The organism is Streptomyces xiamenensis (genome assembly GCF_000993785.3).
In the GTDB taxonomy this organism is placed as follows: Bacteria; Actinomycetota; Actinomycetes; order Streptomycetales; family Streptomycetaceae; genus Streptomyces; species Streptomyces xiamenensis.
Genome location: NZ_CP009922.3, coordinates 620,189 through 643,533 on the forward strand (window position 1 = coordinate 620,189; position 23,345 = coordinate 643,533).

The 23,345-nt window shown below is 71.5% G+C and carries 22 protein-coding genes; 11 read left to right on the plus strand and 11 right to left on the minus strand.

The annotated features are described in order from the left end of the window. Nucleotides 1–378 precede the first annotated feature (378 nt). The gene (locus SXIM_RS02760) at nucleotides 379–1,395 is read left to right on the plus strand and encodes an alpha/beta hydrolase (RefSeq protein WP_046722849.1); all 1,017 of its coding nucleotides are present in this window, start codon (nucleotides 379–381) and stop codon (nucleotides 1,393–1,395) included. A gap of 32 nt (nucleotides 1,396–1,427) precedes the next feature. Here the strand turns inward: SXIM_RS02760 and SXIM_RS02765 are convergent, their stop codons facing one another. Together SXIM_RS02765 and SXIM_RS02770 are read right to left on the minus strand one after the other, a co-directional pair. Continuing rightward, a complete protein-coding gene (locus SXIM_RS02765; protein ID WP_078846815.1) occupies nucleotides 1,428–2,612 on the minus strand; it encodes a YihY/virulence factor BrkB family protein in 1,185 nt (394 codons plus the stop codon). 235 nt (nucleotides 2,613–2,847) lie between these two features. Next, nucleotides 2,848–3,354: an Asp23/Gls24 family envelope stress response protein gene (locus SXIM_RS02770; protein WP_046722851.1), complete on the minus strand. Its 507-nt coding sequence runs from the start codon at nucleotides 3,352–3,354 to the stop codon at nucleotides 2,848–2,850. 108 nt (nucleotides 3,355–3,462) lie between these two features. On the opposite strand from SXIM_RS02770, the gene SXIM_RS02775 reads away from it, so the two are divergent. The 5 genes from SXIM_RS02775 to SXIM_RS02795 all read left to right on the plus strand — a co-directional run bounded on the left by SXIM_RS02775 (nucleotide 3,463) and on the right by SXIM_RS02795 (nucleotide 7,201). Further along, nucleotides 3,463–4,023 (plus strand): RNA polymerase sigma factor, encoded by a 561-nt coding sequence (locus SXIM_RS02775; protein WP_030727671.1) that lies wholly within the window; start codon nucleotides 3,463–3,465, stop codon nucleotides 4,021–4,023. Further along, nucleotides 4,014–4,634 (plus strand): hypothetical protein, encoded by a 621-nt coding sequence (locus tag SXIM_RS02780; RefSeq protein WP_043176925.1) that lies wholly within the window; start codon nucleotides 4,014–4,016, stop codon nucleotides 4,632–4,634. The genes SXIM_RS02775 and SXIM_RS02780 overlap by 10 nt, the downstream gene beginning before the upstream one ends. Beyond that, nucleotides 4,628–4,984 carry a hypothetical protein gene (locus SXIM_RS27230; RefSeq protein WP_078846816.1) on the plus strand — a complete coding sequence of 119 codons (357 nt, stop codon included), beginning with the start codon at nucleotides 4,628–4,630 and terminating at the stop codon, nucleotides 4,982–4,984. The genes SXIM_RS02780 and SXIM_RS27230 overlap by 7 nt, the downstream gene beginning before the upstream one ends. Nucleotides 4,985–5,066: 82 nt before the next feature. After that, nucleotides 5,067–6,335, plus strand: coding sequence for a glycosyltransferase family 4 protein (locus SXIM_RS02790; RefSeq protein ID WP_046722852.1), 1,269 nt, complete (start codon nucleotides 5,067–5,069; stop codon nucleotides 6,333–6,335). Then, nucleotides 6,335–7,201: a hypothetical protein gene (locus SXIM_RS02795; protein WP_078635162.1), complete on the plus strand. Its 867-nt coding sequence runs from the start codon at nucleotides 6,335–6,337 to the stop codon at nucleotides 7,199–7,201. The genes SXIM_RS02790 and SXIM_RS02795 overlap by 1 nt, the downstream gene beginning before the upstream one ends. 50 nt (nucleotides 7,202–7,251) lie before the next feature. Here the strand turns inward: SXIM_RS02795 and SXIM_RS02800 are convergent, their stop codons facing one another. The 4 genes from SXIM_RS02800 to SXIM_RS02815 are packed head-to-tail and all read right to left on the minus strand — an operon-like array spanning nucleotide 7,252 to nucleotide 12,353. Further along, nucleotides 7,252–8,367 carry an ABC transporter substrate-binding protein gene (locus tag SXIM_RS02800; protein ID WP_030727686.1) on the minus strand — a complete coding sequence of 372 codons (1,116 nt, stop codon included), beginning with the start codon at nucleotides 8,365–8,367 and terminating at the stop codon, nucleotides 7,252–7,254. Continuing rightward, nucleotides 8,364–10,073 carry an ABC transporter permease gene (locus SXIM_RS02805; protein ID WP_030727689.1) on the minus strand — a complete coding sequence of 570 codons (1,710 nt, stop codon included), beginning with the start codon at nucleotides 10,071–10,073 and terminating at the stop codon, nucleotides 8,364–8,366. The genes SXIM_RS02800 and SXIM_RS02805 overlap by 4 nt, the downstream gene beginning before the upstream one ends. Further along, complete coding sequence (locus tag SXIM_RS02810; protein ID WP_030727692.1) at nucleotides 10,070–11,188, minus strand: ABC transporter ATP-binding protein; 1,119 nt, start codon at nucleotides 11,186–11,188, stop codon at nucleotides 10,070–10,072. The genes SXIM_RS02805 and SXIM_RS02810 overlap by 4 nt, the downstream gene beginning before the upstream one ends. Nucleotides 11,189–11,228: 40 nt before the next feature. Continuing rightward, nucleotides 11,229–12,353 (minus strand): PrpF domain-containing protein, encoded by a 1,125-nt coding sequence (locus SXIM_RS02815; RefSeq protein WP_046722855.1) that lies wholly within the window; start codon nucleotides 12,351–12,353, stop codon nucleotides 11,229–11,231. A 111-nt stretch (nucleotides 12,354–12,464) separates the two neighbouring features. On the opposite strand from SXIM_RS02815, the gene SXIM_RS02820 reads away from it, so the two are divergent. From SXIM_RS02820 to SXIM_RS02835, 4 genes are all read left to right on the plus strand, one after another. Beyond that, complete coding sequence (locus SXIM_RS02820; RefSeq protein WP_043176928.1) at nucleotides 12,465–13,397, plus strand: LysR family transcriptional regulator; 933 nt, start codon at nucleotides 12,465–12,467, stop codon at nucleotides 13,395–13,397. A 40-nt stretch (nucleotides 13,398–13,437) separates the two neighbouring features. Further along, nucleotides 13,438–13,857, plus strand: a complete 420-nt coding sequence (locus tag SXIM_RS02825; protein WP_053116070.1) for an undecaprenyl diphosphate synthase family protein — start codon at nucleotides 13,438–13,440, stop codon at nucleotides 13,855–13,857. Then, nucleotides 13,824–14,342, plus strand: coding sequence for a polyprenyl diphosphate synthase (gene uppS / locus SXIM_RS02830; RefSeq protein ID WP_281289028.1), 519 nt, complete (start codon nucleotides 13,824–13,826; stop codon nucleotides 14,340–14,342). Before SXIM_RS02825 ends, uppS begins: the two co-directional genes overlap by 34 nt. Before the next feature lie 127 nt (nucleotides 14,343–14,469). Then, on the plus strand, nucleotides 14,470–15,189 hold the full coding sequence (locus SXIM_RS02835) for a DedA family protein (RefSeq protein ID WP_046722856.1): 720 nt from the start codon (nucleotides 14,470–14,472) through the stop codon (nucleotides 15,187–15,189). Nucleotides 15,190–15,205: 16 nt separating this feature from the next. Here the strand turns inward: SXIM_RS02835 and SXIM_RS02840 are convergent, their stop codons facing one another. Next, on the minus strand, nucleotides 15,206–16,402 hold the full coding sequence (locus SXIM_RS02840) for a cation:proton antiporter (RefSeq protein WP_030727707.1): 1,197 nt from the start codon (nucleotides 16,400–16,402) through the stop codon (nucleotides 15,206–15,208). A gap of 468 nt (nucleotides 16,403–16,870) precedes the next feature. Between SXIM_RS02840 and SXIM_RS02845 the strand changes: the two genes are divergently transcribed. Beyond that, entirely contained in the window at nucleotides 16,871–17,941 is a 1,071-nt protein-coding gene (locus SXIM_RS02845; RefSeq protein ID WP_046722858.1) for a sporulation protein, read from the plus strand. Nucleotides 17,942–18,034: 93 nt separating this feature from the next. Here SXIM_RS02845 and SXIM_RS02850 read toward each other — a convergent pair whose 3' ends face one another. From SXIM_RS02850 to SXIM_RS02870, 4 genes are all read right to left on the minus strand, one after another. Beyond that, nucleotides 18,035–20,488 carry a glycoside hydrolase family 9 protein gene (locus SXIM_RS02850; protein WP_375879114.1) on the minus strand — a complete coding sequence of 818 codons (2,454 nt, stop codon included), beginning with the start codon at nucleotides 20,486–20,488 and terminating at the stop codon, nucleotides 18,035–18,037. A gap of 730 nt (nucleotides 20,489–21,218) precedes the next feature. After that, nucleotides 21,219–21,854: a DUF4291 domain-containing protein gene (locus SXIM_RS02860; protein WP_030727716.1), complete on the minus strand. Its 636-nt coding sequence runs from the start codon at nucleotides 21,852–21,854 to the stop codon at nucleotides 21,219–21,221. Between the two features lie 148 nt (nucleotides 21,855–22,002). Beyond that, nucleotides 22,003–22,203, minus strand: coding sequence for a DUF397 domain-containing protein (locus SXIM_RS02865; RefSeq protein ID WP_078846820.1), 201 nt, complete (start codon nucleotides 22,201–22,203; stop codon nucleotides 22,003–22,005). Next, nucleotides 22,190–23,077, minus strand: a complete 888-nt coding sequence (locus tag SXIM_RS02870; protein WP_046722860.1) for a helix-turn-helix domain-containing protein — start codon at nucleotides 23,075–23,077, stop codon at nucleotides 22,190–22,192. Before SXIM_RS02870 ends, SXIM_RS02865 begins: the two co-directional genes overlap by 14 nt. Between the last annotated feature and the right edge of the window lie 268 nt (nucleotides 23,078–23,345).

Sequence of the window (23,345 nt, forward strand, 5' to 3'; positions counted from 1 at the left end):
TTCTCGGTGTGATGTGGGGCCGGACGCGTGGAGCGCGGCCGGTATGTCACGGGAAAGGCCTTTTCCCTTTCGGGCAACCGGTTGTACGGCACGACCGCCCGCTTTGTCCGGCCACGGTGCGATCGCCGGACCATTGTGCGGCGCGGAGCCGATCTCCACCATTGCCCGATCGGGCATCGCCGGGGCGGGCATTGCCCAAGTGGGCAGCGTCCGCAGGCACCGAAGGATTCACCCGCGCGACTGGCTTACGCCATGCGCCCCCTGATGCGCTGTCGAGCGGAAGAGTGGCGGACCGGGGAGTGCGTGCGCTCAGGCGCACACCACGCACGGCCGATAACCCTGACGACGCCCGTCTCACCGACCCCCGAGGAGCCCGTCATGTCCCCTGCTGTGAGCCGCCGCGGTCTGCTGGCCGGCACGGCGGCGGTGGCCGCCGCCCCCGCCCTGCTGGGCGCCGCCGGAGCACCCCGCGCCGGAGCACCCCGCGCCGAGGTCACCGGGGGCAGGCGCCGGGGCGGCCGGGTGGTGGAGGTGAGCGTCGACTCCCCCGCCCTGGGTGGTCCGGGGGAGATCGCGCTGCTCACCCCGCGCGGCTGGGACCGGCGCCGCCCCGGCGACCGCTGGCCGACCCTCTATCTGCTGCCGGGCGGAGACGGGGATCACCACGTATGGACCGCGGAGTTCGCCGTCCAGGACATCCCCGAGCTGGCCGATGTGCTGGTGGTGATGCCCGCGATGCCGCTGTTCGGCTTCTGCACCGACTGGTGGAACCACGGCGCCGGCGGCCCGCCGGCCGTCGAGAGCTTCCATCTGCGCGAGGTGATCCCGCTGATGGAGCGGGAGTACGGGGCGGCCCCGGTCCGCGCGGTGGCCGGTGAGTCGCAGGGCGGGTACGGCGCGCTGTCGTACGCGTCCCGCAACCCCGGGATGTTCGGCGCGGTGGCGGCGTTCAGCGGCCCCGTCCATCCGCTGGCCCACCCGGAGGTGTGGCTGGCGGGAGCCCGGCTGGTGGGCGTGGACCCGCTCGCGATCTGGGGCGACCCCGTCGCCCAGCGCCGCAACTGGATCGCGCGCGACCCGTACTACCACGTGCGGGGGCTGCTGGGGACGCCGGTGTATCTGTCGTCGGGCGACGGCACCCGGGGCGAACGGGAGGGCCCGGACTGGGAGGAGGAGATCTTCATCCCCGGCACCGAGGAGTGGATCGAACGCCTCCCGGACAACGTGGTGTCCGTGACCGAGGCCATCATCAGCAGGGAGGCCCGCGCCCTGACCGACCGGCTCATCTCGGTGGGCGTCCAGGTCGAAGCCCACTTCCACCCGGGCACGCACACCGGCGGCTACGGGCCGGGCGAACTGCGCCGGGCCCTGCCGGTGCTGCTGGGCGCCCTGTAGTCCGCACCGCGGTCGGCGCGGCCCCCACGGGGTCAGCGGGCGGGCGGCCGGCCGTGGGGTATCGGAGTGCCGTCCCGGGGGTCGCTGCGCGCGGTGCCGCCGGACCGGGGCCCCGGAGTGGGCCTCACCGGGTGGCCGGCCGGGGGCGGCGGGCCCGCCGCCGGTCCCCGGGGCGGCGCGGGCACGTCGCCCTCGCGCCCGGCCGCGCCGTTCACCGGGGGCCTGGGCAGTTCCATGGTGATCTCCGAGGACGGCTCCGCGCCCCGGTGCGCGGCGGGCGGCGGCGAGCCCGTCACCGGGTCCCCCGGCTGCCGCGCCGGCGCCGATGGCAGCCCGGGCTCGCCGTCCGGCGGTAGGCGCAGCCGGGCCAGTTCGGCGTTGAACTGGGCTCCCGCCAGCAACGACAGATTGGTCAGCCACAGCCACACGAGGAAGACGATCACCCCGGCCAGCGGTCCGTACAGCCGGTTGTAGGTGCTCACGTGCGAGGCGTACAGCGCGAAGCCGGCCGAGGCCACCAGCCACAGCAGCATCGCCAGCACCCCGCCCGCCACGCCGCGCCCCGGCGCGCGCCCGGCCGGTGGCCCGGTATGGAAGAGGATCATCACGAGGCCGGCCACCAGCAGCATCAGCAGCGGCCACTTCAGGGCGCTCCAGCCGGCCGCGACCGCCTCGCCGGTGCCCAGCGCCCGCCCTATGGTGCGCACCGCCCCGCCGGTGAGGATCAGCGCGGTGGCGGAGACCACCAGCAGTCCCAGCAGGCCGAGCGCGGTGAGCAGCGTGCGGTGGATGTGCCGCCAGGCGGGCCGGTTGTCCCGCACGCCGTGCATGGCGTGCTGCACCCGCCGGAAGACGCTCAGATAGTTGTACGCCGAAACGACGGCGCTGACCGTGGCCACCACGATCAGTACGGAGGCCGCCCCGCGCTGGTCGGCCAGGTCGCGCAGCGCGTCGTGCACGTCCGCCCGCGAGTTGGCCGGCACCAGCGCCGTGACGTGGCCGATCAGTTCGGGCGCGGCGCCGGGCCAGGTGAGGCTCATCACCGACAGCGCGACCAGCAGCCCGGGAAAGAGCGCGAGCACCGTGTAGTACGTGAGGGCCGCCGCCCAGTGATCGATGTCGTCGCGCCACAGCGACACCGGCGTGCGCCGCAGCGCCTTGCGCCAGTACGTGGGCGGACGCCGGTGGATGAGCCGCCTGATCCGTGCTCCCCGCATCGCGTTCACCCTGCCTGTCGTACGGCCTCGATCAGGGCGCCGAACGCCCACTGTACGCAGGATAGGACCAGCTCAGCGGTACTGACGCTGCCGGTTACCCCTCCGCTTGAGTGTTCTGCCGGCGCCGCCGGGCGAGCCGCCGCCTGGACCATGTGCAGGGTCCAGACGACGAGCCCGGCCACGATGACGCCCACGGCCGGTGAAGTCCGTTGCGTCCAGTGGCTTTTGGCGTGGCTCACCGCACCCGTGCCTCGTCGTCCGGGTCCTCCTCGTCGGGCAGCCGTACATCGACGATGGAGAGGTTGACCTCGACGACCTCGAGGCCGGTCATCCGCTCGACCGCCGCGATGACGTTCTCCCGCACCTCGTGCGCGACATCGGTGATCGGCACCCCGTACTCGACGACCACGTCGAGGTCGACGGCGGTCTGCTTCTGGCCGACCTCCACCTTCACCCCGCGGGTGACCCCGGAGCGCCCGCCGGGCACCCGGTCGCGTACGGCGCCGAGCGTGCGGCTGAGCGAACCGCCCAGCGCGGCCACCCCGGGCACCTCACGGGCGGCGAGGCCGGCGATCTTCTCCACCACGCCACCGGCGATGGAGGTCTGCCCCCGCTCGGCGGCCGGTTCCTGCGTCCCGCTGCGGCCCTCGCTGAGGCTGGTGGTGCCGTCCGAGGGCTCCGCCGCCTGCTGCTCGGTCGCGGGGGCCGGAACAGCGGTGGGGGAAACTGTCTTGGCTGCCATGGCGTACCTTCCCGTCATGCGGTGTTGTCGTGCTGACATCCGGTTGGACACGGCGCACGGCGGATCGTCACGCGGTCACGGCGGATTTTTTTCGGAAGGGGGCGGTGCGTGTCAGGGAACGGGTCGGCCGGTCACGACGACGCGCTGCTCGCGGTGCGGGCGGGAGAAGGTGACGAGGATGCCTTTGAGGTGCTGGTACGGCGGCACGGACCGGTCCTCCTGCGGCTCGCGGAACAACTGCTCGGCAGTGCGGCCGAGGCGGAGGACGCGGTCCAGGAGGCGCTGGTGAGCGCCTGGCGCCGGCTGCCCGAGTTCCGGCGGGAGGCGGCGTTCGGCAGCTGGATGTACCGCATCGTCACCAATCGCTGCCTGAACGTGCTGCGGGCCCGGCGTCCCCTCACTCCGCTGGAGGCGGTGGCGGAACCGGCCGCGCCGGAGAGCACCGCCTCGCCCGAGCGGGCGGCCGTGACGGGGGCGGCGGTGCACGCGCTGCACGAGGCGCTGTCGGGCCTCTCCCCCGAACAGCGGGCATGCTGGGTGTTGCGGGAGTTCCACGATCTGTCGTACGAGGACATCGCGAAGACGGTCGGGATCAGTCAGCAGGCGGTGCGCGGCCGGATATTCCGGGCCAGGCGCGCTCTGACGGAGGCGATGGCGGCATGGCGCTGAACGACGGGCCCCCAGAGGAGACCGAGGACGAGCTGCTGCCCTGCGGGCGGTCCCTGATGGAGCTGTGGGAGGACGCCGAGAGCGGGTCCACGACGCTGGCGGGGCATCCCGGCGGCTGCCCGCACTGCGCCCGGGCGCTGGAGGAGTTGCACGCGCTGGAGGGCGTCGTCTCGCGTTCGCGCGCCGAACAGGAGGCGGCACCGCACCGCGAGCTGTCGGTGACCCGGGTGATGGACATCGTGCGGATGGAGCTGCGGCCCGGACGGACGCTTCCGCTGGGCGAGCCGGACGAGGACGCGTGGATCGTGGAGGCGGCCGCCGCCAAGGTGTTCCGCAGGACGGTGGACGCGCTGACGGGGGTGACGGCCGGGAGCTGCCGGATCGCGCCGCTGGGCGCGGGCGGCCGGGGCTCGGTGGCGCGCGGCCCGGTGCGGGTGCGGCTGGAGGTGGTGGCGGACCTGTCCTGGACGATTCCGGCGCTCGCGGCGACGGTGCGGGACGAGGTGGCCCGGGCGGCGGACGAGCGGCTGGGGCTGCGGGTGCACGCGGTGGACGTGGTGGTCGTCGATCTTCAGGAAGCGGACGGGGAGCGGGGGCGTGGCGCATGGTGAACGGTGAACTCGCCGAGCGGGTGCGACGGGCGGCCTTCGCGGCGGCGCGCGGCGTGGAGGGGGTGGCGTTCCTGCGGCCGGGCCTGGCGGATCTGCTGCGTCCCACGGGGTCGGGGGCGCGGCGCGGGCCGGCCGGGGTCCGGGTGCGGCCGGGCCGGACCGCGGGGAGCTGGGAGATCCGGGTCGAGCTGGCGGCGGAGCGCGGCCACCGGGCGGTGGAGGTGACGCGGGCGGTACGGGCGGCGGTGACCGGGGCGGTCGCCGAGGTGCTGGCGCCGGGCGGTGCCGGGGCCGGCGGCGCCGCGACGGAGCGGGTCGCGGTGTCCGTCACGGTGAGCGATATCGCCTGACCGGGCGGTTCATTCGCTCCATTTGCACCATGTTTTGGTCAAGTCTGCAACGCTCCCGGATCCCCGGGCTGTCTTTGAAGATATGAAGATCTCTTTCCTCCTCCATAACGGCTATGGAATCGGAGGAACCATCAGAACCACGTTCAACCTCGCGGGGGCGCTGGCCGGACGGCACGACGTCGAGATCGTCTCCGTGTTGCGGCACCGGGAGCGGCCGCACCTCACCCTCGACCCCCGGGTGCGGATGCGCGCCCTCGTCGATCTGCTCACCGAGCAGGACGACCCCCGGCACGGCCGGCCCTCCCGCGTCTTCCCCTCCGGGGACACGCGGCGCGCGCAGTACAGCGAGCTGACCGACGAACGGATCGCCGCCGCGCTCGGCACCGTCGACGCCGATGTCGTCATCGGCACCCGGGCCGGGCTCAACATCCACCTGGCGCGGCAGGCCCCGGACCGGGTGGTGAAGGTGGCCCAGGAGCATCTGACGCTCGACAGTCACCCCTCCCGGATGCGTACCGCCATGCGCCGCGTCTACCACCGGCTGGACGGGATCACCACGGTCACCGAGGCCGACGCCGCCTCCTACCGCCGCAAGATGCGGCTGCCCCGGGTCCGCGTCGAGGCGCTGCCGAACTCCGTGCCCCAGCCCGTGCTGCCGCCGGCCGACGGCCGCGCCCGGGTGGTGATCGCCGCCGGGCGGCTGCACAGGGTCAAGCGCTACGACCGGCTGATCGAGTCCTGGGCGCTGCTCGCGGAGCGGTTCCCCGACTGGCAGCTGCGGATCTACGGGCACGGCCCGGAGCGGGAGCGGCTGCGGCAGCGGATCGACGAGATGGCGCTGAATGACCAGGTGTTCCTGATGGGGCCGGCCACCCCGCTGGAGGCGGAGTGGGTCAAGGGCTCCATCGCCGTGATGACCTCGGAGTTCGAGTCGTTCGGCATGACCATCGTGGAGGCGATGCGCTGCGGGCTCCCCGTGGTCTCCACCGACTGCCCCAACGGCCCGCGCGAGATCATCGAGGACGGGGTGGACGGCCTGCTGGTGCCGGTCGGCGATCCGCGCGCGCTGGCGGCGGGGCTGGAGCGGCTGATGGCGGACGAGGCCCTGCGGCAGCACATGGGGCGGCAGGCCCTGGGGAACGCCGCCCGGTTCGATCCGGTGCCGGTGGTGGACCGGGCCGAGGCGATGTTCGAGGACCTGGTCGCGGCCCGGCGCGGCGGTGCGCCGCGCCGGGCGGGCGGCGCCCGGCGCGGCATCGGCGCGGCGCTGGTCAGCCGCGGCCACGCGGTGCGGGATCTGACGCTGGCGGCGGGAGCCGCCACTCTGAAGACGGTGCGGAGGGAGCGGTGATGGGTGTGAACGGGACGGACGAGGAGGCCACCGCGGCCGTGAGCGGGGCGACGGAGACCGGCCCTTTGGTGGCCGACTGCGCGGTGGACGCGGCCGGGGTCTTCACCGTGGAACTCGACCTGCCCGGCGGGATCGAGGACGGCACGGCGCGGGTGCTGCTGCGGTCGCGCCCCCGCACGGGCGAACAGGCCACGGACGTGACCCTGGAGACGACCCCGGTGCCCGGACGGCCCGGCCGGGTACGGGCCCTGCTGCCGGTCGAGCCGGTGCTGGCCGAGGGGCACTGGGAGGTCCGTCTCAGCGGTGGCGGCGTGGCGCTGCCGGTGGCGGCCGGGATACGGGATCTGCGCGCCCTGGTGGACCGCACGCCGCCCGTGAGCGCCGGGCCGCTGGCGGTACGGGTGCCGTACGCCGGCCAGGAGGACCGGCTGATGCTGCGGGTGTGGCGGCGCGAGGGGCATGTGGAGGCCGGCGGGCTGCGGCTGGCCGACGGGGCGCTGACGGTGCGGGCCCGGCTGGTGGGGGTGGCGCCGGAGCCCGGTGCGCGGGTGCTGCTGCGGCGCCGCGGCAAGGGCGGACCGCAGCATGTGGTGGAGCCGCGCACGGATGCCGACGGCGGCATCGTGTTCACGGTGGAGCTCGCCGCGCTGCTGGAGGAGGAGCCGCCGCGCGCCGCCTACTGGGACCTGTTCTGGCTCCCCTCCCCCACCGCGCCCAGGATCCGGATCTCCCGGCTGCTGGACGATGTGGCCGAGCGCAAGCGGGTCTTCGTCTATCCGCACACCCGGGTGGCCGGGCACCGGGTGTTTCCCTACTACACGGTGGACAACGACCTGTCGATCGAGGTGAACGCCCCGGCGGGATGATCCCTCCGGGGGCCGGCCGGGGGCGTACCCGTCACCCCCGGCCGGCGCTGTCACAGATAGCCGAACAGGGAGAGCCAGCGCCGCTGATCGCCCTCGGCGGCGGCAATGAGGTCCAGTGGCGGGATCCGGACGATCAGCCCGGAGTCCGCCTCGGGCAGTTGGTGGCCCAGGATTTCCGGTGGGCTGACGTCGGTGCGCGCGGGGAACTCGCCGATCTGGCGGAACACGTCCTGGCCGCGCTGGGACAGGTTCCAGTCGAGGAACAGCTCGGCGGCGGCCTCGTGGCGGGCCGATGAGGTCTTGCCGACGAAGTAGTCGTAGGCGGCCATGCCTTCCTCGGGGATGACGAAGTCGACCGGGGCGTTCTTGGCGGCGGCGATGTTGACGCTGCTCACCACGGCGGTGGCCACCGCGACCTCGCCCCTGGCCAGGGATTCCAGCGCGGCGCTCGAGGAGTCGAAGATGCGCGGCTGCTGGTCGGCCAGGGCGGGCAGGAAGTCGGGGCCCAGCCGCTCCTCCTGGAACCGGGTGAGGGTGAGCGAGGAGCCGCCCGCACCGACCTGGGTGATGCCGAGGCGGCCCTTCCAGGTGTCCTGGGTCAGCTCGTCCCACGAGGTGGGGGCTTCCTCCGGGTCGACCAGCACGGTGTTGTAGGCGAAGGTGTACAGCGGGTTGAAGACCCGGTAGAACGCGCCGTCCTGGTAGTTGACGGTGTCGTCCAGGGTGTCGTAGCCGGGCACCTCGTGGCGGGTGAACACCCCGGCGTCGTACATGCGCATGGCGATGTCGTAGTCGGAGGTGCGCACCACGTCGGCGCCGAGCCGGCCCGCGCCCTGTTCGCTCAGGACGCGTTCGGACAGCCGGTTGGGCACCAGCCGCACCAGGTTGACCTCGATGCCGGTGTCCCGTTCGAAGGCCGCGATGACCTGCTTCTCGGAGTTCTCGACATAGCCGCTGTACAGGGAGAGCGAGCCCTCGGCGCGGGCCGCCTCGAACAGCTCGGCGTCCGCGATGTGTTCGCCGTCCACCACCAGGCCGTCGGTGGTGTCCACGGTGGCGGACCCGGCGTCCACCACGTTCACGGACGGGGGCGCCGCGCACGAGGCGGCGGCCAGGGCGATGGGCAGGGCGAGCGCGGCCAGGGCGTACCGGGGGGTCGTTCTCATCGGGCACCGTCCACGGTCCGTGCTCCCAGGGTTTTGGCCAGCAGGGCGATGATCCCGATGACGCCGCAGTACAGCAGGCTCACCGAGGCGGCGCCCTGCATGGCGCCGTTGTCGTAGTTGTCGAATATGAGGATGGACAGCAGCCGGGTGTCGGAGGTGAACAGGAAGAGCGCGGCGGACAGTTCGCGCATGCACAGCATCAGCAGGAGCAGCAGGGTGGAGACCATGCCGACCCGCATCAGCGGCAGGGTGACCTTGGTGACGGCCTTGACGCGGTGGGCGCCGAGCAGCACGGCGCTGTCCTCCAGATCGCGGTCCACCTGGAGGATGGAGGCGCTCACGCCGCGGTAGCCCTGGGGCAGGAAGACGGCGAGGAAGGCGACGATCAGCACGATGACCGTGCCGTACACCGGCAGCGGCATGACCAGCCAGGTCCACAGCAGACCCAGGCCCAGCACGATGGCGGGCACGGCGAGCGGCGCCATGGCGGCGAACTCCAGTACGCGGCGGCCGGCGGCGCCGGTGCGGTAGACCGTGTAGGCGAGGGCGAAGCTGAGGGCGGTGCCGATCAGTCCGGCCAGCACGGCGGTGAGCACGCTGTTGCGGGCGGCCTGGAGGAAATCGGGCGAGGTGATCATCTCGCCGAGCGCGTAGAAGGACAGCGCGCCGGGTTCGGTGAGCTGGCCGAGCGAGGCCACGTACGGGGAGTTCTGCAGCGAGGCGATGAGCAGCGCGCCCAGCGGCAGGACCACGGCGAGCACGAAGTAGGCGACGGCGGCGGCGAGGGCGGGCAGCCGCCAGCGGCCCAGCGGCACCTTCTTGGGCTTGACGCCCTTGCCGGTGACGGTGGTGAACTTGCGGCGCAGGACGGCGCGCTGCTGGATCGCGGTGACGATGAGCAGGACGCCGGTGAGCACGATGGCGACGGCGGCGGCCTCGTTGCCCCGGGAGGGCGAGGCGTTCATCAGCCGGTAGATGAAGCTGGGCAGGGTGTCGATCTGGGCGGGGTTGCCGATCACCTGGGCGACGGGGAAGTTCTCCATGGTGAGGGCGAAGATGAGGATGCCGGAGCCCAGGATCGCGGGGAGGGCGAGGGGGAAGGTGACCCGTCGCAGGGTGCGGCGGCGGGTGCCGCCGTGCACGAAGGCGGCTTCCTCCAGGTCGGGGTTCATGAGGGAGAGCGCGCCGTGCACCAGGAGGAAGGCGTACGGGGCGTAGTACAGCGCCAGGACCATCACCAGGCCGGGCGTGCTGTAGATGTTGAGGGTGATGTCGAGTCCGGCGCCGTGCAGCAGCAGGTTCAGGAATCCGGTGGCGGGGCTGCCGAGCAGGGACCAGGCCAGCGCCCCCACCAGGGAGGGCAGGAACATCGGGGCGATGCCGGCGAAGTAGATGAAGCGGCGGCCCGGGGCGTCGGTGCGGGCGGCGAGGAAGGCCAGGCCGCAGCCGATGGCGAGGGCCAGCACGGAGGCGGAACCGGCGATCAGCAGGGAGTTGCCGACGGCGCCGAGTGCCTGGCTGGAGCCGAAGATCGCGAAGTTGTCGAAGGACAGGCCGCTGAGGCCGATGGAGCCGGGCCTGGGTATCTCGGAGCTGAACGCGGCGAGCGCGATGAACAGCATGGGGACGATGACCAGCACGCCCAGGACCAGCAGCAGGACGGAGGTGGGCAGGCCGCGGCGGAGTCTGCCGATGAGGGCGCTCATGCGGTCACCTCCGCGGGGAGCACCTGGATGGCGGCGGGGTCGGCGGTGGCCCACACGGGTTCGCCGACGCCCAGCAGGGAGGTGCCGCGGCGCGGGACGATGGCGTCCAGGTCGGGGCCGTCCTTGAGGGCGACGCGGTAGCGGACGTAGGAGCCCTGGAAGCTGACCACGTCGACGCGGCCGGGCCAGGTGTTGGCGCCGGTCAGGGGCTCGGGGGTGAGCTGGATGTCCTCGGGGCGGATGCAGGCCCGGGGGGCGGTGAGGGCGCCGGCGGGGGTGGGGGCGGCGCTGGTGACCTCGGTGGCGTGGCCGGTGAGGCGGAAGGTGGTGGTGCCGGTCGCTGTGGCGCCGGTCGGGGCGGTGGTTCCCGGGTCGCAGGGGAAGATGTTGGAGACGCCGAGGAAGTCGGCGATGGCCGCCGAGGACGGGGCGTCGTAGATCCGCTCGGGGCGGTCGATCTGGACGATGCGGCCGCCCTGCATCAGTGCGATGCGGTCGGCCAGGGCCAGCGCCTCGGACTGGTCGTGGGTGACGTAGACGCAGGTGAGGCCCAGGCGCTGTTGGATGTCGCGCAGTTCGACGCGCAGCCGGTCGCGCAGCCGCGCGTCCAGGTTGGACAGCGGTTCGTCGAGCAGCAGCACGCTGGGACGCATGACGAGGCTGCGGGCGAGGGCGACGCGCTGCATCTGGCCACCGCTCAGGAGGCTGGCGCCGCGCTCGGCGTAGTCGGTCAGGCCGACCAGTTCGAGGACCTCGGCGACCCGCTCGCGGATCTCGGCCTTGGGCAGCCGCTGCTGCTGGAGGGGGAAGGCGACGTTCTGGAAGATCGTGCGGTGCGGCCACACCGCGTACGACTGGAAGACCATGCCCACGTTGCGTTTGTTGGGCGCCATCCGGATGCCGCGCTCGCTGTCGAAGACGACGGTGTCGCCGATGGTGATCCGGCCGCGGGTGGGGGTCTCCAGGCCGGCCACGCAGCGCATGGTGGAGGTCTTGCCGCAGCCCGACTTCCCCAGCAGCACCAGTGACTCGCCGTCCTCGACCGTGACGCTGAGCCCGTCGATGGCGGTGGCTTCGCCGTAGGCGAGGGTGATGTTCTCCAACTGGACTTTCACGACAGCTCCTTTGCTGCCCAGACAACGTGTGCGGTGCCGCTCACACGCTTTCCTGGAGTAGTGCGGGGACGAGAAGTTGAGCGGTGGCGATACGGCGGGCGGCCCGGTGCAGGGTGATGAGCCGGACGGTGCCGGCGGAGTCGGTCTCCGCTTCGGCGGTCACTACTCCGGCCGGGGTTCCCAGCCGGATGACGGAGGCGGACAGCCGGTTTTCGGCCAGCTGCGCCGGGATCGTGCCGGGCGTCAGCACCGCCGCCGCGACGGCCACTGCGGAGGTCAGCCCGATGGCCGGGTGCGGCGCGTGCATGGACACCATGCGAACGGCCACATCGTAATCAGACCCCTTCACATGGTCACCCAGCGTGGTGAGGTAGTCGCCTGGCGGCGCCACGACCCCCACTTTGGGGATGGCGTGGCTGACGGGGTCACGGTCGGTGGCCAGGCCCATGCGCAGTGCCGCGGCGCGGCGCAGGGTGGCGAGGGCCGGCACCAGGGCGGCGAACGCCTCGGGGTGCTCCAGTCCCGTGGCGCCGAGCGCGGCGGCGTCGGCGAGGACGGCGGGGGCGCCGGCGTCGACCAGGGTGGCCGGAATTCCACCGTCGAGGGTGTCCACGGGGGCGCCGGTGGGCAGCAGGGCTCCGGTGCTGGCCCCCGAGGGGTGCCGGAAGCCGAGCCCGACGGGGACACCGGTGGCCAGCGAGCCGGGCACGGTCGCGGCGCCGAGTTCGGGGACGGTGCCGTGCGGGGTGGGGACGGTGGCGGAGAGCCGGACGCCCGTGTTGCGGTTGCGCATCACGACGGTGCTGTGCGGCGCGGTGGCGGGGGCGAGCCCGTTGAGCAGGGCGTAGAGGCCGACCGCGGTGGCGCAGTTGCCGCAGTTGCTGCCCCACTCGACGCCGGGGGTGCCGATGCCGACCTGGGCGAACAGGTACTCGACGTCGACGCCGTCCTCGGTGGAGGGGCGCACGATCGCGGCCTTGGAGGTCGTGGAGGTGGCGCCGCCGACGCCGTCGATCTGGCGCGGGTCACGGGCGCCGAACGCCGAGGCGAGCACCTCCTCCAGCCGCCCGCCGGCCTCCGTGGCGCCGGGGGGCAGATCGCGGGCGTCGAAGATCCAGCATTTGCTGGTCCCGCCGCGCATGAGGGTTCCTGGCAGTCGCAACACCCGACGTCCTTCCGTACCTGGTCCGAGCGATGTCGAGCATGGACGCCGGGGAGGTTCAGTACAATCTCGGAAAAGTGGATGCCCCTTCAGAAAAACTTAAGGCTGGCCCCGATGAGACTCGATGTACGGCGGATGCTGCTGCTCGCCGAAGTGGCCGCGCACGGCTCGCTGACGGCGGCGGCGCAGGCCATGGCGTTCACCCCGTCCGCGGTGTCGCAGCAAATCGCAAAGCTGGAGTCGGAGGCCGGTCAGCCGCTGCTCGAACGCCATGCCAGGGGCGTCGCCCTCACCCCGGCGGGAGAAGCCCTGGTGCGGCACGCCCAGCGGATCGGGCGGCAGCTGGGCGCGGCGGCGGCCGAGCTCGACGAGATCGCCGGACTTCGCTCGGGCGAACTGCGCATCGGTTCCTTCCCGACCGCCGGATCCTCGCTGCTGCCACTGGTGGTCCGGCGCTTCGCGCAGGCCCATCCGGGCATCCGGCTGGTGGTGCGCAGCGCCGTCCTCGACGGGCTGCGGGCGATGCTGGAGAGCCGCGAGATCCAGCTGGCCCTGCTGTGGGACTACGACTGGAGCCGGGTGGACGATCCGGCGCTGGCGCTCACCCCGCTGCTGGAGGACGCGACCGCGCTGATCGTCTCGGACCGGCACCCGCTGGCGCACCGCGCGTCGGTGACCATGGCGGAGCTGAGCGCGCAGGAGTGGATCACCCGGGCCGACGAGCACCCGGTCGCCGATGTGCTGGCGCGCAGCTGCCGTGCGGCCGGTTTCCAGCCGTCGATCGCGTTCTTCGCCCACGACTACCAGGAGGCGCAGGCGATGGTCTCGATCGGGCTGGGCGTCGCGCTGGCGCCCGGTCTGGCGCTGACGAACCTGCGCTCGGGGATCAAGGTGATCGCCCTGGAGCCCTCGGCACCCACCCGCCGCATCCTGCTGGCCCGGCTGGCCGACCGCCGTCCCACCCCGGCCGAGGCGGCGGCGGAGACCCTCTTCCACGAGGCGGCGGACACCCTGCGCCGCGACCGCGCACGGCCGACGGCCGGCTGACCGCGCCCCGTCCCGCCTGGCCGGCGGTACGCTCCCGGCCATGAACGCCACCGCACCGCACACCGACTCGCCGCCCCGCATCCCCGCCGGGTTACTGCCCCGCCGGGTGGCGGTCGCCATGGACGGCAACGGACGCTGGGCCCGGGAGCGCGGCCTGCCCCGCAGCGAGGGGCACCGGGCGGGGGCCGGGCGGCTGCCCGAGCTGGCGCGGGCGGCGCTGGAGGTCGGGGTGGAGCAGGTGCTCGTCTACGGGTTCTCCACCGAGAACTGGCGCCGCTCTCCGCAGGAGGTGTCCGGATTGATGCGGATCGCCGGGCAGGTGCTGGCCGTGTCTGAGAGATCCCGCCTGGCCCGCGACGTCTGGCACGGCACCTCGCTGCGTTGTCGAGGCATCCGAGTAGCCCACTACGAGGAAGCCCCTCCGCCTTGCGATGCACCGCACCAGACGCCGCGGGCCTGACCGGCGCTATCTCTCAGACACGGCCTCGGGCACAGCGCGCCGAGCTGCACGCCATGGGCGTACGGGTGCGCTGGTCGGGACGGCCGGGGCGGCTGTGGAAGGGCGTCGTCAGGGAACTGCGGGCCACCGAGGAGCTGACCCGGGACAATGAGCGGCTGACCCTGGACCTGTGTGTGAACTACGGCGGTCAGGCGGAGCTGGTGGACGCGGTGGCGGCGATCGCGCGGCAGGTCGGGGCGGGGACGCTGCGTCCGGAGGCCGTCGACGAGGCGGTGGTCGCGCGGCATCTGTACCAGGGCGACAGCGGCGACGTGGAGCTGTTCCTGCGGCCCTCGGGCGAGCGGCGGACCTCCAACTTTCTGCCGTGGCAGCTCGCGCACGCCGAGCTGGTGTTCATGGAGGTTCTGTGGCCGGATTTCGAACGGCGGCACCTGTGGGAGGCCGTACAGATCTATGCGGATCGCCACAAGCGGCGCGGCGGATGAACATCCGACCGGCCATCCTTCCCCGTCCGGCCCGGTCTTAATCGGGCCGGACGGGAAATGCGTTGGTAGCCTGGGGCGAGTGCCCAGGACTGTCGTGTCCGGGCTTCTCCTCAGGGGTTTCCTTCTTATGGTTTCTCTTGCTCTCGGGCCGCAGTGGCTGGACCCGGACTGGCTCATCCCGACCTTCGGCCTCATCGGCATCCTGGTGATCGTCTTCGCCGAGTCGGGTCTGCTCATCGGATTCTTTCTCCCCGGTGACTCCCTGTTGTTCACCACGGGACTGCTGGTCGCCACCGGCCAGTACCTGCACTACCCGCTGTGGCTGGTGTGCACCCTGATCGTGATCGCCGCGGTGGCCGGCGACCAGGTCGGCTATCTCTTCGGCAGAAAGGTCGGGCCCGCGCTGTTCAACCGGCCCGACTCCCGGCTGTTCAAGCAGGAGAACGTGGCCAAGGCGAGCGAGTTCTTCGCCAAGCACGGCCCCAAGTCCCTCATCCTGGCCCGTTTCGTGCCGATCGTGCGCACCTTCACCCCGATCATCGCCGGGGTGGCGCGCATGGAGTACCGCGTCTTCGTGCTCTTCAACGTCATCGGCGGCGTCCTGTGGGGCGCCGGTGTGACGCTGCTGGGGGCGGCACTGGGGCAGATCGAGTTCGTCCGGGCCAACATCGAGTTCATGCTGATCGGCATCGTGGCCCTGTCGGTGCTGCCGATCGTGATCGAGCTGTGGCGGGCCCGCAGGGCGAGCAGGCGTACGGGCGGGGCCGCGCTCGCCGGTGCCGGTGACGACGACGCGGAAAGCACCGCGCCCCCGGCCGATGGCCGGGGGCGCCATGCGAGACGCTGAGCGTCGCGTGCGCGGGTCAGCGACCCGCTGACGCGTGCTCTTCCTCGGGTTGCCGCTCGGCCTCTTCCTTGGCCGCGCGGCCGCCGGGGAGGATCCGGGCCACCCAGTGGGAGCGGCCGGCCACCAGGGGTGCGACCACCGCCAGGATGAGTACATAGCTGGCGATGAAGGGCGACAGCCGGGGATCGAGCCCGGCCGTGGCGGCCATGGTGGCGAGGATGAGGGCGAACTCTCCTCTGGCGAGCAAGGTGGTGCCCACATTGGCCGTGGGTTGCGGTCCGAACCCGTAGATCCGGGCCGCGACGATACCAGCGGTCAGGTTCATCGCGACGGTGATCACGACGGCGATCAGCACCGGGACGATGACGGATCCCATGTCGCCCGGGTCGATGGACAGACCGAAGGCGAAGAAGAAGATCGCGGCGAAGGCGTCCCGCAGCGGATGCACCAGATCGCGGATCCGGCTGCCCGAAGCGGTGCTGCCGAGGATCAGACCGACCATGAAGGCACCGATGGCGTCGGCCACCCCGAACTTCTCGGAGATGCCCGCCACCAGGACGGCCGCACCGAGGAACGAGATGACGAGCAGCTCGTTGTCCTTGATCGCGAACAGCTTGCCGATGACCTTGGTGCCGAACCGGGCGGCCAGGGCGAGCAGCAGCAGGAAGGCGAAGGCCTTGCCGATCTGCAGGGCGGTCTCTCCGAAGCCGTCGGCCCCGGAGATGATCGGCTGCAGGGCGGCCAGGTAGAGGGCGAGGAAGATGTCCTCCACCACGATGATGCCCAGGATCGGCTTGGTCTCGGGGTTACCGATGCGCCCGAGGTCCACCAGGATCTTGGTGACAATCGCGGATGAGGAGATTCCGAGGACACCGGCGAAGACGAACGCCTCCGAGGTGCCCCAGCCCATCATGAAACCGAAGGCGAGACCCGCGCCCACGTTCAGGGCGAGATACATCCCACCCGCGATGGCCATCTTCTTGCCACCGGTCTTGAGGTCGTCCATGTGGAACTCAAGGCCGAGGTAGAACAGCAGGAGAACCAGCCCGAGGGCGGAGAGCATCTCCAGGTCGTGCGGGTCGTCGAGCAGGACAAAGCCGGGGGTATTGGGTCCGAGAAGTATTCCGGCGAGGATGAACAGCGGGATGGTCGGCAATCCGATGCGGCTGCCAAGGCGAGCCAGGACCGCGGCGGCGACGAAGGCGCCACCCATGGCGAGCAGAGTGTCAGCATGTCCCATGGCCGTCACCTGGGGGGTGTGACGGTCGGGAGCAACGGGAAGCCGATGCGGGCGGGCGTCGTCAAGTGGATGTCTCCTCCTGGGCGTCCGGACGTCTCGGTCAAGTGAGCGTCAAGAAAGCGTTAATAGTTAGCTTACCAAACCATTTTTTGGTCTGGTTTTCTTCCCGTGACCTGCGTCACGGGTCATCGGACGCTCACAGGGAGAGACGGACGTCCGAACCGCACCCGGCGATCGCACCCCATGTGCACGGGATGCCCCGATGTGGGCGGCCCGGCCCGCGTACACAGGGAAACACACACCATGGCCGAAAACTTCCGCGCGCCCGTGCGACGGGAACGGCGACGCGGTGCAGGTTAGTTGTGTTCGTGCCCGGATGTGCAGTCCCCCCGGGGACGGACGCCCATCCCTCATGAACAACACGAAGGAGAGAACGCCGACATGGTGTTCAAGAAGCTGCTCGGAGCCCTCGGAGTGGGTGGCCCCACGGTGGACACGGTCCTGGACGGCGGGCCGCAGGGCCTCGCCGTGCTGCCGGGCGGCGCCCTGACCGGACGGGTCGAACTGCGCGGCGGCTCCGCCGAGACGGACATCAACCACATCACCCTCCACCTCGTCGCCCGCGTCGAGGCCGACGGCCAGGGCGTCGGGGGCCGCGACGCCGAGGGCTTCGTCGCCTTCGACCAGATCACGGTCGGCGGCGGATTCCGTCTGGGCCAGGAAGAACAGCGCTCCATCCCCTTCACCGTCCATCTCCCGTGGGAGACCCCCATCACCGAGCTGTACGGGCAGCCGCTGGGTGTCGTCCTCGGCGTCCGTACCGAACTGTCCGTGTCAGGCGCCAAGGACAAGGGCGACCTCGACCCGATGCGGGTGGCCCCGCTGCCCCTCCAGGAGAAGATCCTGGAGGCCTTCGGCACCCTCGGCTTCGGCTTCCGCACCGCTGACCTGGAGCTGGGACACATTCCCGGCACCAGTCAGAGCCTGCCCTTCTACCAGGAGATCGAACTCAACCCGTCGCCCCAGTACGCGCACGTGATGCGCGAGATCGAGGTGACATTCCTCACCACCCCGGCCGGCGTCGAGGTCGTCCTGGAGGCCGACAAGCGCGGCGGCTTCTTCGGACAGGGCGGGCAGGACACCCTGCTGCGCTTCGGCGCCTCGCACGCGGACGCCGAGCAGCGTGACTGGACGGCCGAGGTGGCGTCCTGGATCGAGCAGTTGGCCACCCGCCAGCAGCAGCGCGGCGCGATGGGGTACGGCGGCCAGCAGGGCGGCTTCCAGCAAGGGGGTTACCCGCAGGGTGGCTACCAGCAGGGCTACCCGCAGGGCGGTTACCCGGGGCAGCAGCCGCAGCGCTCCGGGCCCGGGATGGGCGGGGTCGTCGCGGGTGCGGCGGCCGGTGTCGCGGTCGGCGCCCTCGGCGCCTACGCCATCGGCGAGATGATGGACGGCGACGACGGCGGAGACGTCGAAGCCGCCGAAGAGGACTTCGGCGGCGACGAGGAGTAAGCGGGCCGGGCGGGTGGGGGCACGCGGCGGCGCGAACCGCTCCGTGCCCCCACCCCCGGACGGCCGGATCGCGCCAGCCGGCCGGTCAGCCCATCAGCCGGTCAGGTCGTCCGCGAAGGACGCCACCCAGGCCAGCGGGGCGTTCCAGTTGATGGTGACCTCGTTGGTCGCGTACGACTCGATGTGGTCGATGTAACACATCGCCGGGGCGCAGCCGGCCAGCCGCTCCTCCGCGACCGGATCCTGGAGCTCCTGGTTGGGGCCGCCGGCCACGCTGCCGGGCGGCGGGTTCGGGAGCGCGGGGTTCAGCTGGTTCGCCCAGAACCGGTGGTGCTGGTTCTGCGCGTACCGCTCGCCGTACCCGGTGACGTACGACAGGTTCAGCGGGTTGGCGCCCAGCAGGTAGTCGAAGCCGCGCAGCAGCGCGTCCCGGTGGGCGGGATCGCCGGCCAGATCGTAAGCGGTGCCGAGCACCACCATGTTGTTGAGGACCTGGCTGTTGGAGCCCCAGAAGTAACCGCCGCCGTCCGGCGAGTCGTAGGGCACCCCGTACGCCGAGCCCGCCGAGTCGGCCGCGAACCCGTCCGCCGCCTCGATCAGCAAAGCACGCACGGCCGCCAGTTCGGCGGCCGGCAGCTCGCTGTCCACGGTGGCCAGGCTCAGCGCGCCCAGACCGGCCGTGGACTGCCAGGAGAGCCCGTTGCGCGGGAAGACCGCGTCGACGTCACCGTGCAGCTCCGAGCCGAGCAGCGCCTGGCGGTAGCTGTCCTCGCCCGTGGTGACGAAGAGTTCGGCCGCCGCCCAGTAGAACTCGTCCCGGACGTCGGAGTCCTCGTACGCGCCACCGCCCTGCCCGTCGGTCGGGGGGGCGTACCGCTCCGGGTTCGCCAGCGCCGCCTGCCAGGCCGTGGTGGCCGTGCTCGCGCAGCGGTCGGCGAACTCCGCGTCGTAGGGCGCGTACAGCCGGGCACACTGCGCCGCCGCTGCCGCCAGGTTGAGCGTGGCGGCGGTGGACGGCGGGGCCAGCTCGCGCGGCTGCGGGTCCTGGTCGGGACGCAGCGGAAGGCCGGTCCACTCGCGGTCGTGCAGCTTGTGGTGCGCCATGCCGGCCAGCGGCTCACCGGCCGGGACCTGCATCCGCAGCAGGAACTCCAACTGCCAGCGCGCCTCGTCCAGAATGTCCGGGACACCGTTGCCCTGCTCGGGGATGGCGAGGGTGCCGTCCCCCAGCGCGTCGCCGTCGGCGCCGTCGGCGGTCAGGGTGCGCTCGTAGGAGGACATCAGCTGGGCCACCGAGATACCGCCGTTGACGACGTACTTGCCGTGGTCGCCCGCGTCGTACCAGCCGCCGTGCGCGTCCAGGGTGTAGTCGCACTGCCCGGGGCGGCAGGGCACCTCGAAGTCACCCTGGTTGGCGCCCTCGTTCAGGTGCCCGGCAGGGCGGGCGTACTGCTCCCCGACGTACTGCGCCTCGATCTCGATGCCACTGCGGTTGTGGTAGAAGTACGCCAGCGCGTCGGTGCGCAGCGTCGAGTAGAGGTCGTCGCCGATGGCGAACGGCTCGCTCACCTCCCCGTCGACCGCGACCGTGTACCCCTCCCCCGGTTCGGCGAACGCCCCCAGGTCGAAGGTGTGGACGTGCTGCTCGGAGGTGGGGTCGACGCCGACGGGAGTGGTGCTGCCGGTGGCCCGCTCCGTGCCGTCCGCGTCGCGCAGTGACCAGCTCAGGGGTGAGGTGGCGTCGCTGACCAGGGTGCCCCGCTTGGGCCCTTCGGTGAGGTAGCCGACCTGGTTGACGCGCACCGGCGATCCGGTGTCCGGCTCGTACACGGGGGGTTCGGCGCCGCCGCGCAGCGAGACGTCGTCCAGACAGAAGGTGTACGGCTGCTGGTGACCGCCGAGTTGGAAGGCCAGCTGGGCGGCGGTGTTGTCGCTCTTGGCCGTGAAGACGTGGGTGACCGGCTCGGGGTCGGACCCGATGGGGTCCACGGCGGCCAGCTCGGTGGTCCAGGGCTCCTCGGCCAGTTGGACGAGGCTGCGGATGGCGACCGGGGCGGAGGCGGTCGCGGTGTAGGTGAGGGCGTACGTCTCGCCCTCGGTGAGCGGAAGATCGTCCTGCCCGATGATGGCGTCCCAGGCGTTCAGGGTGCCGCCGGGCACGTCGGCGCACAGCTGTCCGTCGACGACGGCGGCGGGGCTTCCCGGGGTCCACCACCAGGGGGCGGTGCCGTTCGAGAAGTCGCCGTTGACGATGAGTTCGGGTCCCTCGTCGGCGCCGGTGGCCTGGAGGGCGTGGGGGCTGCTGTCGGCGCTGGCGGTGGCCGAGACGGCGACCAGCGAACCGGCGAGCAGGGCGGTGACACCGGCGATGACGGGCAGCCGGCGTCTGCGATGGCGTCCGGAAGGTGCTGAGGACACGGCTCTTGTCCTTCCACGGATGGGTGGGGGGTGGGAGCTCCATGGGAGCGCTCCCAATGCATCCTGGGGGCGACCCCGTGCCCCGTCAAGGAGTCGCGCGGGCGCCGCATGCGTCCGGGGGGACGTCATGCGCCGTCACGTGGCGCTCCGGGCTTCCACCGCGAAGACCGCCCCGCAGCCACCGTCGTGGGCCGGCACCCCGGGATGCTCGGGTGCCGGCTACCGCGCCGACGCGGCGCCGAGTGCGGAGACTGCGCGGTGGGTCGACCGATCCTCCGTCGCCCCGCGGCCGCCACATCGAGCAGTTGCTGGGGCGGCCCACGTCACGTCAGTGCGGTCTGACACTCCTCGCACCGCCGTACCGCCTGCCGGGCGGTGTTCCCCTCGGTGGCGGTCGCCGGAAAGCTGTCGCTCAATCGGTCCCAGAGCCCGGCCGGAGGTGTGGGGATCCAGCCCCAGCGAGGCGCGGTCACCAGTTCCTCGGTCAGGTGCGTACAGGCTCCGGGAAGGTGCGCGTAGCGTGTCGGGGAGATCAGAATCGTGTCCACGGGGAAGCGCCGCCACTCCCGACGGGGCGAGGCCGAGGGATCTTCTTTCGGCGCGGATCCGTCGATCGGGCAGGCACAGCCCATTCCGATGACGAAGTCACACCGGTCACAACGTACTTCTGTCATGATGCCGCCTCACTCTGCGTCGTACCGAACCCCTCACGATAGACGCATCGCTCATGACACGCTGTGACGCGATGATGCGACGACCAGCACTGATGTCCCGGCGATGGACGCAATCCCGGCCCTCGCCGATGTGGCGTGCTCAGTCTTCCGCCGACCGCGCGGGCCCTCCGTGCGCGGGCGGGCGGTCAGGTGCTCGGTACGCGGTCCGGGGCGGGGCCGACCGGGAGTTCGGGGCGGAGGTGGCGCAGGAATCCGTCGGGCACGGGGTAGGGACGTTCCTCGGGCAGCAGAGCGCGAGCCGCGTCCAGCTCTCCGACCCGTACGTGGGCGTGGACGGTGTGCGCGAGGTCGGTGACGTCCGTGATGGAGACCGTCCACGCGTCGGCGTAACGGTGCGCGGCCTCGCCGGTGAGGCCGAGTTGCAGAGAACGGTGGGGCAACGGGTTCAGCCGCAGGTCGCGTTCGGGGTCCCACTGCACCCGGGCCGGAGTCTCGCGCAACTGCCGTTTCCAGGTGGCGTGGTCGGGGTGGATCCCGGACGCGTAGTGGGACAGGCAGGCGTGCTCCAGCGCCCACTCGAAGCCCTCGCGGGTGATCTCGACTGCGAGGACGGTCTCCTGATCGTTCTTGGTGCCCCAGCCGCAGCGGTACATCATCCACAGGAAGGACGGTTTGATCCACGTCATCCGGTCCCGTTTCCAGGTCGCGGGGAATCGTCCCTCCCGGGCGGCGGGCAGGCCGATGGCCGGTGCGTACGCCTGGTAGACGGTGACCGTGGTGGCGGTGTGCTGGGCGCGGATCTCGTACGTGGGTGTGGTCACAGCGCCCAGCGTGGTGACATCTGGCGACCGACGCCATCGAATTACCGGGCACGCCGGCTTGTTGAGCCTCCTCCGATGCACGCGTGGGGAAGCCGGACGCATCGGCCCGGCTCCTCCACGGCGCGCGTCACCGGCAGCCGGAGAACGCTCAGACCACGCGATCGGCGACCCCGGACACGAAAGCCGACCAGGCACCGGCACGGACGATCAGAACCGGGCCGCGTCCTTCGTGCTTGCTGTCCCGCGCCATCACCTGACCACCAAGGAACGCCGCTTCCACGCAGTTCCCGTTTCCGTTGCTGTAGCTGGATTTCCTCCACTGCGCGTGTCGCACATCAACCCTGTCCATAGCTCCCTGCCACCTCAGCGATCAGCACTCTCGACGCCCGCTCATCGAGCGCCGTCTCCCACGTTCCCTCGAACGCCTGCTCGTACTGCTGTACTTCCCTCGGCTTGTCCAGATACAAGCCTCCCGTATAGCCATCCGCGTACACGGTCGGCGGCTCCGAGTCGTTCCCGTCAGCGTTGAGGGGGAAGCGCAGAATCACGAAAGGTCCCGTGACGAGTCCCGCATGGGCTCCCGCCACGAACGGGACCACGCGCACCGTGATGTGTGGGAGTCCGGACATGTAGATGAGATGGGCCAGTTGCTCGACCATCACACTGTCCCCGCCGATGGGCCGTCGGAGTACCGCCTCGCTGAGAGCGACACGCAGCTCCGGTGGGTCGGTGACCCGGGTGAGCAACGACTGTCGCTCGACGCGCAGGCGTACCCGGCCTTCAAGCTCCTCCTCGCTTATCCCGCGAAGGTGAACGCGGATGATCTCGCGCGCGTAACGCTCCGTCTGGAGCAGCCCCGGCACGACCTCGTTCTCGTAGGTAGCGAGACGCGTCGCCGCCTCTTCGAGTCCGACGTACACGTCGAATCCCTCCGGGATCACATCACCGTAGGCATGCCACCATCCCCGCGCCTTGGTCTCCTTGGCCAGCCCCATCAGTGCCTCGGTGAGATCCGATGGAGCGCCGTAGACGAAGCACATGGCCTGAACATCGAGACTGCGCAGTGGGGTTTGTCCGGTCTCGATGCGCCACATCTTGGCCTCGGACCACTCCAGCTTGCGAGCGGCCGCACGCACCGTGAGCCGCGCCCGACTCCGCAGTTCTCTGAGATTCCGGCCGAGTTGGCGTCGTGGCACCGTCGATCCAGTGGGCCCTGCGACCATCCTTCGCCCCTTCACTGACTCGCCATGAGAGATTCCCGCCACTCACGATGCAAGCAGTCACGTACCCGCCATACAAGACGAATCATCAGTTCGAGACTATTACCGCGATGAATCGTCACGAAGTCTTGCACCGTGCATGGTCGCACCGGCACTCTGGCGATGCCGTCGCTCGGTGTACAAGTGCCGTGACTTCGCGTCACTTTGACGCGCCATCGGTGCCGCACTGCTCCGCGTCGGCCGGCACGTGCCCGGCTGCGCCGGGCTGATC

What these genes read in the sequence shown, in the direction of transcription:
- SXIM_RS27230 (WP_078846816.1), top strand. Translation starts at nt 4,628, where the DNA reads ATGGTGAACGGTGAACTCGCCGAGCGGGTGCGACGGGCGGCCTTCGCG.
- SXIM_RS02795 (WP_078635162.1), top strand. Translation starts at nt 6,335, where the DNA reads ATGGGTGTGAACGGGACGGACGAGGAGGCCACCGCGGCCGTGAGCGGG.
- SXIM_RS02825 (WP_053116070.1), top strand. Translation starts at nt 13,438, where the DNA reads ATGAACGCCACCGCACCGCACACCGACTCGCCGCCCCGCATCCCCGCC.
- SXIM_RS02870 (WP_046722860.1), bottom strand. Translation starts at nt 23,077, where the DNA reads ATGGTCGCAGGGCCCACTGGATCGACGGTGCCACGACGCCAACTCGGC.
- SXIM_RS02780 (WP_043176925.1), top strand. Translation starts at nt 4,014, where the DNA reads ATGGCGCTGAACGACGGGCCCCCAGAGGAGACCGAGGACGAGCTGCTG.
- SXIM_RS02760 (WP_046722849.1), top strand. Translation starts at nt 379, where the DNA reads ATGTCCCCTGCTGTGAGCCGCCGCGGTCTGCTGGCCGGCACGGCGGCG.
- SXIM_RS02850 (WP_375879114.1), bottom strand. Translation starts at nt 20,488, where the DNA reads ATGACGTCCCCCCGGACGCATGCGGCGCCCGCGCGACTCCTTGACGGG.
- SXIM_RS02800 (WP_030727686.1), bottom strand. Translation starts at nt 8,367, where the DNA reads ATGAGAACGACCCCCCGGTACGCCCTGGCCGCGCTCGCCCTGCCCATC.
- SXIM_RS02765 (WP_078846815.1), bottom strand. Translation starts at nt 2,612, where the DNA reads ATGCGGGGAGCACGGATCAGGCGGCTCATCCACCGGCGTCCGCCCACG.
- SXIM_RS02790 (WP_046722852.1), top strand. Translation starts at nt 5,067, where the DNA reads ATGAAGATCTCTTTCCTCCTCCATAACGGCTATGGAATCGGAGGAACC.
- SXIM_RS02835 (WP_046722856.1), top strand. Translation starts at nt 14,470, where the DNA reads ATGGTTTCTCTTGCTCTCGGGCCGCAGTGGCTGGACCCGGACTGGCTC.
- SXIM_RS02820 (WP_043176928.1), top strand. Translation starts at nt 12,465, where the DNA reads ATGAGACTCGATGTACGGCGGATGCTGCTGCTCGCCGAAGTGGCCGCG.
- SXIM_RS02845 (WP_046722858.1), top strand. Translation starts at nt 16,871, where the DNA reads ATGGTGTTCAAGAAGCTGCTCGGAGCCCTCGGAGTGGGTGGCCCCACG.
- SXIM_RS02805 (WP_030727689.1), bottom strand. Translation starts at nt 10,073, where the DNA reads ATGAGCGCCCTCATCGGCAGACTCCGCCGCGGCCTGCCCACCTCCGTC.
- SXIM_RS02865 (WP_078846820.1), bottom strand. Translation starts at nt 22,203, where the DNA reads ATGGACAGGGTTGATGTGCGACACGCGCAGTGGAGGAAATCCAGCTAC.
- SXIM_RS02840 (WP_030727707.1), bottom strand. Translation starts at nt 16,402, where the DNA reads ATGGGTGGCGCCTTCGTCGCCGCCGCGGTCCTGGCTCGCCTTGGCAGC.
- SXIM_RS02770 (WP_046722851.1), bottom strand. Translation starts at nt 3,354, where the DNA reads ATGGCAGCCAAGACAGTTTCCCCCACCGCTGTTCCGGCCCCCGCGACC.